Here is a 14,682-nt window from a genome sequence, read left to right as displayed (position 1 = left end):
CGAAAGGGAGCCTTTTTTCATTTAATTAGATCGAGGGAGGAAATCATTTGAGAAAGAGTACAAAGTGGACATTGTGGATTCTGGGCTTGATGCTTGGTGCAATTTTCATCAATTTTTACATGAATCTATATAGTTTTGCTTATGCGTTGATTAGCGTGCTTTTACTTGTATTTATGGGTTGGGGATTCTTAGCCAAGTTAAAGAACGATGTTCGTCAGCATGAAGATTATCATAGAAGAGAGCATCAGTCTGCGTTCGACGATATCGATCGATACACCAGGTGAAAACTAACCAGCATATCAGGAATAGCATTAAAGATACGTTACAAGCAAAATAGGATTAATTGAGTAAAGGCTCCCGCGAGGGAGTCATTTTAATTTTAACAAGTTTGATGATGTTTTCTTCTATTGCTAAATAGACAGTAGTTAAGTAAAATGAACATATGAATAAGTGCTCATATATTAATGCATAAGTGATATTGGAGATGATACATATGTATGATGTATTGGTTATCGGAGCTGGGCAAGCAGGCTTGGCAGCAGGTTACTATCTTCAGCAGTCGGGGTTAACCTTCTTAATCGTTGACGCTGCCTCATATGTCGGGGAATCTTGGCGTAAACGGTACGATTCCTTGCATCTTTTTACCCCACGAATGTATGACGGATTACCGGGAATGCCGCTTAGTGGAAATGAAAATGGCCTGCCAAGCAAAGATGAAATTGCAGATTATTTTGAAAGTTACGCCGAGCAAATGCATCTTCCTATAAAGTTAAACTGTGTAATCTCCCGTCTCTCGAAGCAAGATGAGGTGTACTATGCTGAAACCAATGATGGAATAATTGAAGCGCGCAATATTATCGTTGCCACGGGGCCTTTCCAGACCAAAAATGTTCCTCATTTTGCGAAGTCATTATCCGAGAATGTAATTCAGCTTCATTCATCAGAGTATAAAAACCGCTCTCAATTGCTTCCTGGAACAACAGTAGTCGTAGGCGGTGGGAATTCAGGTGCCCAAATCGCCGTGGAGTTAGCATCAGATGATAAACAAACCGTATACATATCTATAGCTCGAAATATAACCTTTAGGCCTTTGCATGTTATGAAACGAAGTATATTCTGGTATTTTGAAAAGCTCGGAGTATTACGTGCAAGTGCAGATCGTATGGTTGGAAAATGGTTGCGAAATCAGCCAGAGTACGTCTATGGCTATGAGTTAAAAGAGTTGATCATTAAAGGGCAAGTTAACAAGTGTCCACGTGCTATAAATGCAATAGATAACCTCATCCTGTATGAGGATGGTAGTGAGACACGAATAGATAATATTATCTGGGCGACGGGGTTTAAACGAAATGATGGTTGGATTGATATCACTACTGCTTTTGATTCCCAAGGTGGAATTTTACACGAGAGAGGCGTATCACCGGTTGCTGGACTATATTTTGTAGGGCTGCCTTGGCAAACATCACGAGGTTCAGCACTATTGGGATGGGTTAAATACGATGCTCAGAGTATCGTTAATCATGTGATTCAAAGGTAAGACACATCATGCTAGAGCAGATGCTAGGGATGATTAGCGAATACCATAAGTCACATTTTTGGGTATATTCCTAAAAAGAGGAGCTCACAATTACAAAAGCTGAACTATCCAAACAGTACATATCACACGTTAGGCCGTTCCTTCATGGAGCGGCCTCTTTACACAATGGGGTCTTATTTCGCAACAGTTATTTCAAAAGTAGAGTGATCATGATCCTGTACGCTGAAGCGATATTCATATCCATTTCGAACCGTCGTTCCATCAAAATTACTCTGACTTACATCACGATCCAATATGCCGATATCCTGAATCACGTCTTGCGCATCATTATACGTGTACTCGTTATTGGTTGTCAGAATAAGTGTAGCGATAGCCGTCAAAAAGATTCCACCCGTTGGTTCGCTGATATCACCAGTCTCGTACAACCTGACTTCTTGTACTTTTTGATCTGAATTTAATGTACCAACCAATCTTAATTTATCATTAAATAAATATTCGAAAGCGCCAGTATCCTGCTCTGAAGAGTCTTTCATATTCAAGCTGGTAATACTCAAACCATTCAATCGGTATTTGCCCACGGCGCCATTAAATTTGTTTTTGAATTCCTCCATTGTCATATGGAAGCCAGAGGCATTCGTTTGAGTTAGAGGTGCATGATGTTCCTCTGTTGTAGCTGGGCCAGATTCGTGTTTCTCCGTGTGATTTGTCCCAGATGATTGCGGAGAATTTGAAGGTAAAGCCAACATGCCATACATTCCGATCGAAGCAATTGCAAAACATGCCGCCGTTAACATCACATGCCTTATCGATATCCGATTATGTTTTCGTATGAATAAGACCATCAAAACAATAAATACGAAGAAAGCCATAAAACCTAGGATGAATAGTATTATAAACAGATATTGCAAATTCTCACCTCGTAGTGCATCGTTATTTCGTACTCTCATTATAATGTTCCTTTGAGAAACTTTAAACCTGTACGCGTTTTTTTAAAAAAGATGAACAGTGGAACGAGCAGACTAAAAAGATGACTCCTCTGCAGCACGTGCAGTACAGGAGTCATCTCTTAAGTGTGGTCTAATCCTACATTTTAAGAGGCGTTCGATTCGTTAGCCCTCAATCGATATTTAGTCAGGCATAATCCAGACGATTTCGGCAATACGCACGAAGAATTTTCTGTTTCTTTCCTCCAGTACAACATGGTCATGTTTAACAGCAACCACACATCCATCCAGTCTACCGCGAGTCGTTTCCAGGATAACTACTTTTCCAACCAGGGACATCAGACTTTCGACTACGCAATGATCCACTGGATGAACGACAATGTTATGTGGCATGTGGGGTACATAATGTGAGTTGGCCATTGGATGCATCATGTGATAATTATTCAAGAAAAAACCTCCCAAATCATTTATACGGCATTCTATGCGATTGCCTACCCAAACGACTGGGCGTTTGACCTAAAGTCCATCATTTTAAAATTCCAACAAGGCAAATCGCTTGTCAATAGGTCAACATGTAACATCATTTCTTCCATTTATTTTACAAATGGTGCGATACTCTCTCACAATGCGTCTGTAAACTGAGAGGGTATTTAACATTATTTGGAGGTGTTTGGATGGTTAAGAAGTGGTGTACGCTTGTCCTTATTCTTGTTATGGCTTTATCTGGGAGTGTATATGTACAGCCCTCTTCAACAGTCCAGGGTGCTGCTACCACGTACACGTTGACCTTCCCGATGGATCGTTACCCGGAGACAGGAGCACATATTCGTGATGCCATTGCAGCAGGACATTCGGCAGTTTGTACCATTGATCGGGATGGGGCGGATGCCAATCGCAGAGAGTCGCTGAAAGGCTATCCGACCAAGGCGGGTTATGACCGGGATGAGTGGCCGATGGCGATGTGTGAAGAAGGTGGCGCGGGCGCTGATATTAGATACATAAGTCCAAGTGATAACAGGGGAGCTGGCTCCTGGGTGGGCAATCAGTTGGAAAAATATGCGGATGGGACAAGGATCAAGTTTACAGTAAAATGAAGCGGGCTAGTCAGGATTATATTCGTGCCATGGCTAGAGCGCTTAATCCTTCATGGGAGCAATAAATGTCTCCGGCGTTGCCCATAAAAATTGATGTTCTTTTCATCTTCATTTCAGATTCCATTAAGGTAGCAGGGGTAAGATAAGTCTTGTAAGCCCCTTCTCGTGTTAAATAGATGTGTGACTAGCTCCGTCGGATCGTCCGGCGGGGCACTTTTTTTCTTCATTTCATCGGTTAATGGTATGATAGATATATACATAAATGCTAGTAACGGAGGGATGGTTCGTGGACCCCAGCCTGCATCCGCTGTTCAGACCCATTCAGATGAATGGGACAGATAGAAATACCTATTATTTTGAGCGAATACCTTCTGTTTCCCTGATGGCTCATGTAGCCTGTTATTGGGAATCAGGTTTTATTCCGCATGAGGGAGAGCGAGATCAGGAAACGATCTCAGTGCCCGCTCGGGTATTGCCTGATGGCTGCACGGATATGCTGATTACATACGACGCGGTCCGTTCGGTTCATTCCTATGCGTACTGTGGCAATTATTCGCATCCGTTCTCTGTGCCCGAGGCATCCGATGTAAGTCCTTCTGCTGATTACACATTTGGCGTACGTTTTTTTCCGGGAGGGGCGTACGTGTTTCATGGTCTGCCATTGGAAGGATTTACGGACATGCGAATTCCGCTTGAGGAATGTTGGCCAGTCAGGTTGAATGAGCTTCAGGAGCGGATGGCTGGAACAAGAACCTTTGAAGAACGGGTGCGGGTAATGAATGCCTATCTGAGTCCACTATCCGTGCAAACCAGTACATATGAGAATGATCTGATGAAAAACGCGCTGCATCGCATCTTTATCGATGGAGGACGTATGAGCGTCAGCGAGCTGGCCATGCGAGAAGTTGTCAGCGAACGCCAGCTGCATCGGAAGTTCGCAGAATGGGTCGGAATCAGTCCGAAGCGATTCAGTGAGGTGGTTCGTTTTCACCGTGTCCTGGGCAGTATTCATCAGGGGCATACGCTGGATGGGGCAGCACTGGCCCTGAATCATGGTTTCTTTGACCAAGCTCACTTGATTCGTCAATTCCGCAAGTTTTATGGAGAAACTCCGCTGACCGCTGCCAAAGAACATCGACAAAAGGTTGTCCGATTTGTACAATAACTCGGTTGCCTCTTCCGTTATACTGAAATCGTGAGAATAATAGTAAAGGAGATATCATATATGAATGGAACTTTGCAAATGCGGGATCATCTGCTCAATGAATTGGAGACGGGAGTACGTACGGGGGCGAGCCTGATTCGTCTGATCCGTCCAGAGGATTGGGCTTACCGCCCGCAGGACAATATGCGTTCACTGGTGGAACTGGTTCATCATTTTATTCAGATCACGGCATCGGACCTCGCCATTATGCAGGAGAAGAGCGAAGCTGAGGTTGGTGTGGTAGAGAATAGCCTGTCAGGGATCGAGGATATTGAAAAGTTGGAGGCAACACTTTGGGGCAATTTGGAAGCTTACAAGGCTTATATTGTATCACTCAGCGAAGAAGATCTGTTGAATCGTTCAACCAAAGCTTTCTATATGGAGCATGGTCATTTGCAGGCTCAGTGGCAGATTGAAACGCTAACGCATGTGTTCCATCACCGTTCACAGTTGTATAATTACCTCAAACAGCAGGGGCATGAGTTGAACTTTTTCATGCTGTACGCTTAGAACCTTAAAGTATGAATATGGTTATTATTGGCTCCGCCGGATGATCTGGCGGGGCTTTTTTTTTGTGTCTAATATTCTAGCATCTCTATCAAAATGGACGTTATCACACGGTCATTTTACCGTTACATTAATAGATTCCAAACATAGAATACCGTATCAAAGCAAAAGGAGGTGATTTCCATGGCCATCCTTTTACCGCAACAATTTTATGCCTTAGAGGCTAGTGTGGGTAAATCATATTATGAAAACCTTGCTGGAGGCACGAATGCCAGCATCACAGTGAACAATTTTGGTCCTTTCCCGGTAGACCTGGTTGTGACTCGTGTTAACGCTCCAGTGATCACGTATTTGATCCCTGCAGGCAACAGCCTTACGCTGTCTGTTGATTTGCTGCTCGTAGCTGCTTTGTTGACTACTCCGTCAGGTGCTTCAACAGGCACAATTCAAATCGCAACATCTGATTTCTAATGAATGTAGCGTGCTTTGTGAACCTCTGTCGGACATGTTGTCGGCAGAGGGTTTCTTTTTTTTTATGGATGCATCTGGGGTTGAAATGATATTATACTAGGGGATTATAAATTTAAGTAGTTGTTATAGGAATAATGTATTCTTATATCAAAACGAAAGGGAGATTGTAAATTTTGAAAAAGATGTTGTTTTACGTTTTGGGATTCACCTTGTGTTTATCGTTGTTCATGCCTTTACACATTTTAGACGCAGCCTCTTCAATGAGGTCCTTGGAGTTTGGGAATGGAGTAACTTATTATGGTGAAACCAAGAATGGCAAGCCTCATGGCTATGGAACGATGACCTGGGGTAAGAGCAAGACTTATAAGGGGAACTGGGTATCAGGCAAACGTTCGGGACAAGGTACTTATAAAGTAGTTACACGTGGAGAGGACAGCATTACTGAGCTTAAATATGATGGGTTCTGGAAGAATGATAAAAAAGAAGGGAAGGGTGAGTTGCTTATTAAAGAAACTTCGCTGACCGATGAAATGCAGGAAGCAAGAATTCAAACTGGAACATTTACGAAAGATCAGTGGATTACAGGGTATGAGGTTCGACATATTACTGTGGCAGACCCTCCTTATTCTTTTGTTTACAAGGATTCTAATATGAGTCTTAAAATTCTGGGAGATGCCGGGAATATATTAGATGGATTGAAGGTCGGTTATTTCTTTTCATTTACATATCAAAAAGGAAAAGTATACAAAGATGTCGGTGTTGGAGATGAATTCAGTCAGAAGCAATTTAGTTCTTTTATCAAAAGTGTAGAAAAAGAGATTAAGCCTCATATTAATCAGTTTGAGAAACTGGCTCAGAAATTATAGTTATTAATCTTGAATGATATAACGTGTGAAATTATATTTTTGTTTACTAATGCGGCTATTCGAGTAATTCATTGTAGAAGTGGTATAGAAGACTGATGTTGTGAAACAGGAGGTTATTGGACATGAACAGAATAACGTTTATTGAAACCGAGCGACTTGTATTCTCGACATGGAATGAAGAAGACCGTGCTCTGGCGTCAGCTCTATGGGGAGATCCTGAGGTAACGAAGTGGATCAGCAGCAAGGGGTTTCTGAGTGAGGATGAAGTGGAAGCGCGGTTGACGCAGGAAATAAAAAGGCAAGAAGAGGTGGGAGTGCAATATTGGCCCCTCTTTGAGAAAGATTCGGAAGTATTTGTTGGTTGCTGCGGTTTGCGCCCCTATTCTCCGGAAGAAGAGATATATGAACTGGGATTTCATCTTACCAGGGATTACTGGTGTAAGGGCTATGCCATGGAGGCAGCACGGGCGGTAATTGACTATGCATTTGGAGAACTGAAGGTTAAAGCGTTGTTTGCTGGGCATCATCCAGATAATGAAGTGTCACGTCACATGCTATCCAAGCTGGGATTCCAATATGTACGCGATGAGCGTTATGAACCGACAGGGCTGATGCACCCATCCTATTTGCTAAAAAAGGAATAAATACGTTGCACATTCAGGGTAACTCAAGGTCTTTAAATATATAGCTTAAATGGATGTGTAGCGGTGTTGACCGTAATTTTTTGGTAAATGGGTTTTCATCGTTTTTTTATTTCATTTTCAGCTTCTATTAAGGTAGCAGAGGTAAGATAATTCTTGTAAACCCCTTCTCGTGTTAGATAGATGTGTGACTGACCTCGCCGGACGCCGGTGAGGTATTTTTTTTGCTTAATTTTATAATTGTACACAAAACAAACGTAAACAAAAATAAATAGGGTGTATTTATCTGTGAAATGTTGACTTACAAAGATAAACAAAGGTATAATGAATGTGAAAAAAGGAACTTACTATGTACGTGACGGGAAGTCTATTTTTTATCATGAGGAGAGAATGATGATGAACGTGACCCTTACCAATGAAACAACGCAGACGGCGGGATTCCATATCCCATTTGTTCGTGAGATGGCGGAAATTACTCAACATATGTGGAAGAACGGCTGGGATGAACGAAACGGTGGCAATGTCAGCTATCTGCTGAAGGAAGAGGAAGTCGCCCAATATATTGATATCAACCATGTTATTCGCAAGATCAAACCTGCATTTTCGATGCATGAGCTGGCAGGTAAATATTTTATCGTGACAGCTTCGGGCAAATATTTCAAAAATGTATTGGCTGATCCAGAGAGCAATCTGGGGGTGCTGCGTGTATCGAATGATGGACAGGAGCTGGAAGTGCTGTGGGGGCTAAAGTCGGGAGCGAACCCGACGAGTGAATGGCCTACGCATTTTATGAGTCATATTGAACGTCTGAAAGTCGACCCCAATCACCGGGTTGTGATGCACAACCATGCGACCAACGTTCTGGCGATGACATTTATCCATGAGTTGGATGAGATGAAATTTACAAAGACGCTGTGGCAGATGTGTACGGAATGCGTTGTTGTATTTCCTGACGGTGTTGGTATTATTCCGTGGATGGTGCCTGGATCGAATGAAATCGGACGGGAAACGGCTAAGAAAATGAAGGAATACCACGCGGTCATCTGGCCGCAGCACGGGATTTTTGGAACGGGTACAACGATTGATGAAGCATTTGGTCTCATCGAGACCATTGAGAAGGCGGCCCAGGTGTATATGCTGGTTGCAGGTCATGAGATCAGACAGAGAATTACAGATCATCAGTTAGCTACATTGGCCCAGGCTTTCGGTGTCACTCCACGTCCTGGCATTTTGAGTATGTAGGTTTGACGTAATGAGATCGTATAAAAGAAAGAGCTCCAACACAGTCTAATATGAATGGTCTTTGGTTTATTAAACCGAAGGCCATTTCCTTTTTTTTCGGGAACAAACGCCATTTTGGTTCAAAAAAGTTCAAAAAGCTAATAAAGCGCGGCTTTGTTATCGATTATTGAATCGTAGGATGCATTATCACACGCTGACGAAATTCGGGTGAAATGACGTATTGTCAATGGCTCAGCGATTTTGCATAATAACAATGCTTCACAGATGAAAGACGGAAGGAAGTTATGATCATGCTTGGCAAAATGAAGAGAATCTTAATAGGCAAGCCTATGAAATCGGCTGAATTGGATGCAGAGAAATTGGGGAAATGGAAGGCACTCGCCATCCTGTCCTCCGATGCACTATCGTCCGTTGCCTACGGTACGGAGCAGATTTTACTGGTGCTCGTTGCGGCCGGATTCGCCGCCTTGTGGTACTCTGTTCCCATCTCCATCGCCGTGTTGGGATTACTCGTCATTTTAATTTTTTCCTACCGCCAGACGATATTTGCTTATCCCACAGGGGGCGGCGCGTATATCGTAGCCAAAGATAATCTCGGTACGGCTCCAAGCCTGATTGCCGGGGGATCACTCCTAGTCGATTATGTTTTGACTGTTGCGGTAAGTTCGTCCGCAGGGACCGATGCGATTACATCTGCCTTTCCGGTGCTTCATGATTACAGCATAGTCATTGCACTGATCATGATTGTATTTCTGACGATTATGAATTTGCGGGGGGTGACGGAATCTGCTTCCGTACTGGCGATCCCCATATATCTGTTTATCTTTTCGATTGCGATTCTGATTATATCCGGGGGGATCAAATTTCTCGCTGGTGGCATGGAAGCTGCCGCCCCTGAATTCGGAACGAGTATGTCTCATGTGAGTCTGTTCTTGCTGCTGAAGGCATTCAGCTCGGGGTGTTCGGCCTTGACCGGAGTTGAGGCGGTGAGTAACGCTATTCCGAACTTCAAGCAGCCTGCCGAGAAAAATGCAGCGGGAACCTTGATGCTTATGGGTTGTATTCTGGGAGCCATGTTTATCGGGATCACGTTGCTTGCTTATGGTTACGGGGTAAAGCCTGATCCGAAAGCTACAGTTATTTCCCAGATTGCCGAGGCTACGTTTGGCAGGGGAGCGATGTATTTTATTATTCAGGGCGTGACGGCCTTGATTTTGTTCCTGGCGGCGAATACGGCGTATTCTGCGTTCCCGCTGCTGTCCTTCATGATGGCAAAGGATAAATATATGCCGCATATGTTTATGGTTAGAGGAGACCGCCTTGGCTTCTCGAACGGTATTATTTTTCTCAGTGTGATGTCTGCCTTGCTGGTTGTTGGATTCAAAGGGAATACGGAAAGCCTGATTCCACTCTACGCCGTGGGCGTGTTCATTCCATTCACCCTGTCGCAGCTGGGCATGATGATTCGTTGGATCAAAGTCAAACCAACCGGCTGGGGTGTGAAGCTGCTCGTCAATACAATTGGCATGCTGACCACGCTGTCGATTACATTGATTTTTATATTCACCAAGTTCACGCAAACCTGGGTTATCTTTATTTTCCTGCCACTCGTCGTTTACGTGTTCATGCGCATTCACCGTCATTACTGCAACATCGCGGATGAATTGCGGATTGATATCAAGCTGGAGAAACCGGTGAGAAAGGGCAATACGATCGTCATTCCGGTGGCTGGCATTACAAGGGTGGTCATGAATACAATCTCTTACGCCCAGACGATGTCAGATCATGTGGTTGCCTTGTATATCGGGTTCGATGATGAAGCCATCCGAAAGATGGAACAGAAGTGGGAAGAGTGGAACCCTGGCGTTCGCCTGGTTGTCATTAAATCGAGATACCGCAGCATTATGGGACCGCTCAAGAAGTTCATTGATACCGTGGAATGGAAGACGGCCGAGACAGACCATATCACGATATTAATTCCGCAGTTCATCACTAAGCATTGGTGGCAAAATGTACTGCATAATCAGACCAGCTTCATGATCCGTGCTTATCTGATCAATTACAAAGACGTGATTGTTACCACTGTGCCGTACCATCTCAATCGATAAAAGGATTCTTCTATTACAATAGGCAATGGGCATGAGAAGAGTATGTAATGTGCTTACATGCCAACCATTTTCTTATAAAATTTCAACTGAACATTTTGCGTTAATGTTAAATATCCAGTTTTCTGTTAAATTTATGGAGTTGATATCGAATCGGTGTTCATCTTCTCTTAACACATTAAGCCGCACGAGCATTCCCAAATCAGGGGAGTTCTTGCGGTTTTTTTGCTGTTTGCTGATCTTGTTTTGAAGTCTATCTAACATCTCTTGTTTGGTAAAGTTGCTTGTCCACGATTAACGCTCCGTTGATTCAGAACCGATGCTGCTGTGACAGTTGGCTTTTACACTAGGTAATGTGGGTGATGAAGTTCACACACCGAATGCGTAGATCAAGGGGGAAGAAAATCCGATGAGTGAGCTTGACAACCGGATCGGCTTGCTTGCTGCCAGACGGCGCGTATCTAATTCGAGTCAGCGCCGGACAGCTTCGCTGCGTGTGCAGCGGATGCGGGAGAATATGCTGGCCTATGGTTTCCTGGCACCATCGCTGCTTTTATTTGCAGTGTTTCTGTTTTATCCGATGTTCAAGTCGGTGTACCTGAGTCTGCATTCCACTGACCCTACCGGACAGATTGCAGCTTATGTGGGACTGGACAATTTCAAGGCGGTATTCCAGTCCGGACTGTTCCTGCAAGGCATGAAAGTGACGTTGCTATTTGTTCTGTTTACCGTGCCAACTGGCATGCTGGCAGCTCTGATTCTAGCGGCATTAACACACAACCGTTTCAAGGGAATGCGTATATTCCAGTTTGTATTCTCTCTGCCCGTGGTATTGTCTGTCGGTTCATCGGCGGTCATCTGGAAGTTCCTGTTCCATCCAACCTTGGGCATGCTGAATTATGTATTAGGCAAAGTTGGAATCGATCCAATTCCCTGGCTGACCAGCCCGGATTGGGCGTTAATATCGATCTCCATTATGACGATTTGGATGAATCTCGGATTCAATTACATTATTCTATCCAGCGGATTACAGGGCATCCCGGATGAAATTTATGAGAGCGCGAAGATTGATGGCGCAGGTCCTTTGCTTACTTTTCGCAAAATCTCGATGCCGCTGTTGTCGCCAACCCTGTTTTTCGTCACTGTTGTATCGATCATTGGTGCGTTCCAATCGTTTGGTCAGATCAATATTCTAACCCGGGGTGGCCCGATGGACAGTACCAATGTATTCGTATATTCCATCTATCAGGAAGCCTTTGTTAATTTCCGCTTTGGGACGGGGAGTGCGCAGGCGCTTATCCTGTTCGCGGTCATTATGCTGCTGACCCTGATTCAGTTCAAATGGATGGAAAGGAAAGTGCATTACCAATGAGGACACCATGGACCAAAACATTGCTGTATGTATTGCTTACAATCTGTGCGGCACTTGTACTGTATCCGGTGCTGTACACCTTTTTCATGGCGGTCATGACGCCAGAGGATGCCAGTGCGTATCCGCCACATATCATCCCGCAATCGATAGACCTGTCCAATTTCACGGAAGTATTCGATATCGTTCCGATTGGTACGTTTATCGGCAATACGTTTCTGGTGGCAGGACTGACGATGCTTGGTCAGCTTGTTACAGCGAGTATGGCGGCCTATGCATTCGCGAAAATGGAGTTTAAGGGCAAGAACGTCATCTTTAGCATGTTTGTGGCGACGATGATGATTCCTTGGGAAGTTACCATGATTCCGAACTATCTGACAGTACGCAGTTGGGGATGGCTCGATACGTATCAGGGGCTGACGATTCCGTTCCTGGCAACAGCGTTTGGTACATTCCTGCTGAGACAATTCTTCATGCAGCTGCCCAAGGAACTGTTTGAAGCGGCGAAGATGGATGGCTGTGGGCACATTCGGTATTTTGTGTCCCATGTCCTGCCATTGTCCCGTCCGGCACTTGGAACATTGGCAATATACTCGTTCCTTAGCATGTACAACTCCTATCTGTGGCCGCTGCTCGTCACAAATACGCCGGAGATGAGGACGGTACAGATCGGGATCTCGATGCTGGAGTTCCAGGAATCCACAGCATGGAATCTGGTGTTTGCCGGCACAGCGCTTGTTATTTTACCGTCGCTGCTGCTTCTGGTCTTTGGCTTGAAACAGCTTGTACGCGGTATGGCCGCAGGCGCCCTGAAGGGTTGATTCAGTTAAAAGTTTTATGGATTTAACGGATTTGTGGTTTGGATACCCAGGAGCGAATAAACAAGGCCTCACTCTTGAAATATGTTCTTTGAAGCCTGCAAAAGTAGTGGAGGGGACGAAATCGATTCTGTAGAAGCGAAGCGTTCGCCTTTATCACCGGATTTTCCCCTTTGAGGGAGATGAAAAAAATCCGGTGATAACAGCGATCAAAAGAACGATTCGTAACCGTAACGGCCACCTTGCAGAAGTTAAAGCACTTATTGTGACGTGAGCCTCAAAAAAAGGAGAGCGATTATGATCGGGTTTCGTTTGAAAAAAAGAGGAACATTTGCATTGATGTTGGCTGCACTTATGCTGGTATTGTCCGCTTGTGGCGGAAAAACCGAAACAACAAGCACAACGGGTGGAGCGCAGGCAGATGCTGCAGCTGCTGAACCGGTACAACTGACATGGTGGCATTCGATGTCGGGTGCAGGGGAGAAAGCCATTAATCAACTCGCTTCCGATTTCAACGCAAGTCACCCGGACATTCAGGTGAAGGCAATTTATCAAGGGAAATATGATGAGAGCCTGAACAAACTTAAAGCTTCTATGGGATCGGACAGCGGTCCGGATATTATCCAGGTATACGAGATCGGCAGCAAGTTCATGATTGATTCGGGCATGATTACACCGGTTCAGCAATTTATCGATAAAGACAAGTTCGACCTGTCCAAATTGGAGCCCAATATCATCCGTTATTACACCATCGATGGCAAATTGAACGCGATGCCGTTCAACACATCGAACCCGATTCTGTATTACAACAAAGATATGTTCAAAGCAGCAGGTTTGGACCCGGAGAACCCGCCTAAGACATATGAAGAGTTTGAGCAAGCAGCTAAAGCACTGGCGAAAGACGGTAAACCAGGTGCGTCCATGGCCATCTATGGCTGGTTTATGGAACAGTTCTTCGCGAACCAGAATGCAGATTATGTAAACAATGGTAACGGAAGAACAAGTGCAGCGACTGAATCCATGCTGAACTCCGAGGCTGGTGTGAAGACTTTGACATGGTGGAAAAAGATGATGGACGAGAAAATCGTCTCCAATCTGGGACGCAGCACGGATGATACGACCGCTGCATTCACCGCGCAGCAAATTGGCATGACACTGGATTCCACCGCTGGATTGCGCAAAATTGTAGAGGGCGCTGGTGGCAAGTTTGAGCTGGGAACAGGCTTCCTGCCACGTCCGGCAGATGCCAAAGAAGGCGGCGTTGTTGTTGGTGGCGCAAGCTTGTATATCATGAACAACAAATCCGAGGCTCAACAGCAAGCCGCTTGGGAATTCATCAAGTACCTGGCTACACCTGAGGTACAAGCCAACTGGAGTGTTGCGACAGGATACTTCCCAATTACGACAGCAGCCTACGATGAGCAAGTATTAAAGGATAATATGGCGAAGTACCCGCAATTCCAGACAGCAGTCGACCAATTGCATGCTTCCGCGGATTCGACAGCAACATCCGGGGCCGTCATGGGTGTGTTCCCCGAAGCCCGTCAAATTGTCGAAGGAGCGATCGAGACCGTTCTGAATGGACAAGGTACACCACAAGACGTATTGGATGCAGCAGCGAAGCAAATTACAGATAAGATTGGGCAATATAACAGCACGGTGAAGAAGTAACTTATTTCTTGAAGTAGGACAAACTTTAGGCTGGATATAGCAAAGTTGAAATGTATGGCTTAACTTAGGATGTCAAATGAGTGAGACGTATGCGATGGTCAACCCTGACTGTCGCATCGTTTTGCTGTGAAAAGATCTTGAATCAAATCGCTTTAAGACGAATGGGCTATAGGGATATCTAGCAATATATGTCGAATACAGAGACTTTCATCT

The 14,682-nt window shown here is 44.6% G+C and carries 15 protein-coding genes; 13 read left to right on the top strand and 2 right to left on the bottom strand.

Annotation, left to right across the window (positions count from 1 at the left end; genetic code table 11):
- Nucleotides 1–47 precede the first annotated feature (47 nt).
- Together HW560_RS31725 and HW560_RS31720 are read left to right on the top strand one after the other, a co-directional pair.
- Nucleotides 48–284, top strand: coding sequence for a hypothetical protein (locus HW560_RS31725; RefSeq protein WP_179265545.1), 237 nt, complete (start codon nucleotides 48–50; stop codon nucleotides 282–284).
- 209 nt (nucleotides 285–493) lie between these two features.
- On the top strand, nucleotides 494–1,537 hold the full coding sequence (locus HW560_RS31720; protein ID WP_179265544.1) for a flavin-containing monooxygenase: 1,044 nt from the start codon (nucleotides 494–496) through the stop codon (nucleotides 1,535–1,537).
- 173 nt (nucleotides 1,538–1,710) lie between these two features.
- Here the strand turns inward: HW560_RS31720 and HW560_RS31715 are convergent, their stop codons facing one another.
- Both HW560_RS31715 and HW560_RS31710 read right to left on the bottom strand, forming a co-directional pair.
- Nucleotides 1,711–2,445, bottom strand: a complete 735-nt coding sequence (locus HW560_RS31715) for a hypothetical protein (RefSeq protein WP_143066999.1) — start codon at nucleotides 2,443–2,445, stop codon at nucleotides 1,711–1,713.
- 219 nt (nucleotides 2,446–2,664) lie between these two features.
- Nucleotides 2,665–2,928 (bottom strand): DUF2642 domain-containing protein, encoded by a 264-nt coding sequence (locus HW560_RS31710; protein WP_371129113.1) that lies wholly within the window; start codon nucleotides 2,926–2,928, stop codon nucleotides 2,665–2,667.
- Between the two features lie 227 nt (nucleotides 2,929–3,155).
- Between HW560_RS31710 and HW560_RS31705 the strand changes: the two genes are divergently transcribed.
- From HW560_RS31705 to HW560_RS31655, 11 genes are all read left to right on the top strand, one after another.
- Nucleotides 3,156–3,575, top strand: a complete 420-nt coding sequence (locus HW560_RS31705; RefSeq protein WP_090894316.1) for a NucA/NucB deoxyribonuclease domain-containing protein — start codon at nucleotides 3,156–3,158, stop codon at nucleotides 3,573–3,575.
- 286 nt (nucleotides 3,576–3,861) lie between these two features.
- The gene (locus tag HW560_RS31700; protein ID WP_143067000.1) at nucleotides 3,862–4,740 is read left to right on the top strand and encodes a helix-turn-helix domain-containing protein; all 879 of its coding nucleotides are present in this window, start codon (nucleotides 3,862–3,864) and stop codon (nucleotides 4,738–4,740) included.
- 60 nt (nucleotides 4,741–4,800) lie between these two features.
- Nucleotides 4,801–5,289: a DinB family protein gene (locus HW560_RS31695; protein ID WP_113051837.1), complete on the top strand. Its 489-nt coding sequence runs from the start codon at nucleotides 4,801–4,803 to the stop codon at nucleotides 5,287–5,289.
- A 180-nt stretch (nucleotides 5,290–5,469) separates the two neighbouring features.
- Nucleotides 5,470–5,757: a hypothetical protein gene (locus tag HW560_RS31690; RefSeq protein ID WP_090894322.1), complete on the top strand. Its 288-nt coding sequence runs from the start codon at nucleotides 5,470–5,472 to the stop codon at nucleotides 5,755–5,757.
- Nucleotides 5,758–5,939: 182 nt separating this feature from the next.
- The gene (locus HW560_RS31685) at nucleotides 5,940–6,623 is read left to right on the top strand and encodes an MORN repeat-containing protein (RefSeq protein ID WP_256222189.1); all 684 of its coding nucleotides are present in this window, start codon (nucleotides 5,940–5,942) and stop codon (nucleotides 6,621–6,623) included.
- 122 nt (nucleotides 6,624–6,745) lie between these two features.
- The gene (locus tag HW560_RS31680) at nucleotides 6,746–7,267 is read left to right on the top strand and encodes a GNAT family N-acetyltransferase (protein ID WP_179265543.1); all 522 of its coding nucleotides are present in this window, start codon (nucleotides 6,746–6,748) and stop codon (nucleotides 7,265–7,267) included.
- A gap of 393 nt (nucleotides 7,268–7,660) precedes the next feature.
- Entirely contained in the window at nucleotides 7,661–8,506 is an 846-nt protein-coding gene (gene rhaD, locus HW560_RS31675; protein ID WP_179265542.1) for a rhamnulose-1-phosphate aldolase, read from the top strand.
- Nucleotides 8,507–8,796: 290 nt separating this feature from the next.
- On the top strand, nucleotides 8,797–10,614 hold the full coding sequence (locus tag HW560_RS31670) for an APC family permease (RefSeq protein WP_179265541.1): 1,818 nt from the start codon (nucleotides 8,797–8,799) through the stop codon (nucleotides 10,612–10,614).
- A 406-nt stretch (nucleotides 10,615–11,020) separates the two neighbouring features.
- Nucleotides 11,021–11,983: a carbohydrate ABC transporter permease gene (locus tag HW560_RS31665; protein ID WP_179265540.1), complete on the top strand. Its 963-nt coding sequence runs from the start codon at nucleotides 11,021–11,023 to the stop codon at nucleotides 11,981–11,983.
- Complete coding sequence (locus tag HW560_RS31660; protein WP_090894334.1) at nucleotides 11,980–12,801, top strand: carbohydrate ABC transporter permease; 822 nt, start codon at nucleotides 11,980–11,982, stop codon at nucleotides 12,799–12,801. Before HW560_RS31665 ends, HW560_RS31660 begins: the two co-directional genes overlap by 4 nt.
- Before the next feature lie 294 nt (nucleotides 12,802–13,095).
- Entirely contained in the window at nucleotides 13,096–14,469 is a 1,374-nt protein-coding gene (locus HW560_RS31655) for an ABC transporter substrate-binding protein (RefSeq protein WP_179265539.1), read from the top strand.
- Nucleotides 14,470–14,682: the final 213 nt, after the last annotated feature.

This window comes from Paenibacillus sp. E222 (assembly GCF_013401555.1).
In the GTDB taxonomy this organism is placed as follows: Bacteria; Bacillota; Bacilli; order Paenibacillales; family Paenibacillaceae; genus Paenibacillus.
This window is presented reverse-complemented; position numbering and strand designations above follow the sequence as displayed.

Excerpts from the sequence above, each read along its gene's own strand:
- HW560_RS31655 (WP_179265539.1), top strand. The coding sequence starts at position 13,096 with ATGATCGGGTTTCGTTTGAAAAAAAGAGGAACATTTGCATTGATGTTG.
- rhaD (WP_179265542.1), top strand. The coding sequence starts at position 7,661 with ATGAACGTGACCCTTACCAATGAAACAACGCAGACGGCGGGATTCCAT.
- HW560_RS31665 (WP_179265540.1), top strand. The coding sequence starts at position 11,021 with ATGAGTGAGCTTGACAACCGGATCGGCTTGCTTGCTGCCAGACGGCGC.
- HW560_RS31690 (WP_090894322.1), top strand. The coding sequence starts at position 5,470 with ATGGCCATCCTTTTACCGCAACAATTTTATGCCTTAGAGGCTAGTGTG.
- HW560_RS31670 (WP_179265541.1), top strand. The coding sequence starts at position 8,797 with ATGCTTGGCAAAATGAAGAGAATCTTAATAGGCAAGCCTATGAAATCG.
- HW560_RS31720 (WP_179265544.1), top strand. The coding sequence starts at position 494 with ATGTATGATGTATTGGTTATCGGAGCTGGGCAAGCAGGCTTGGCAGCA.
- HW560_RS31695 (WP_113051837.1), top strand. The coding sequence starts at position 4,801 with ATGAATGGAACTTTGCAAATGCGGGATCATCTGCTCAATGAATTGGAG.
- HW560_RS31660 (WP_090894334.1), top strand. The coding sequence starts at position 11,980 with ATGAGGACACCATGGACCAAAACATTGCTGTATGTATTGCTTACAATC.
- HW560_RS31680 (WP_179265543.1), top strand. The coding sequence starts at position 6,746 with ATGAACAGAATAACGTTTATTGAAACCGAGCGACTTGTATTCTCGACA.
- HW560_RS31705 (WP_090894316.1), top strand. The coding sequence starts at position 3,156 with ATGGTTAAGAAGTGGTGTACGCTTGTCCTTATTCTTGTTATGGCTTTA.
- HW560_RS31685 (WP_256222189.1), top strand. The coding sequence starts at position 5,940 with ATGTTGTTTTACGTTTTGGGATTCACCTTGTGTTTATCGTTGTTCATG.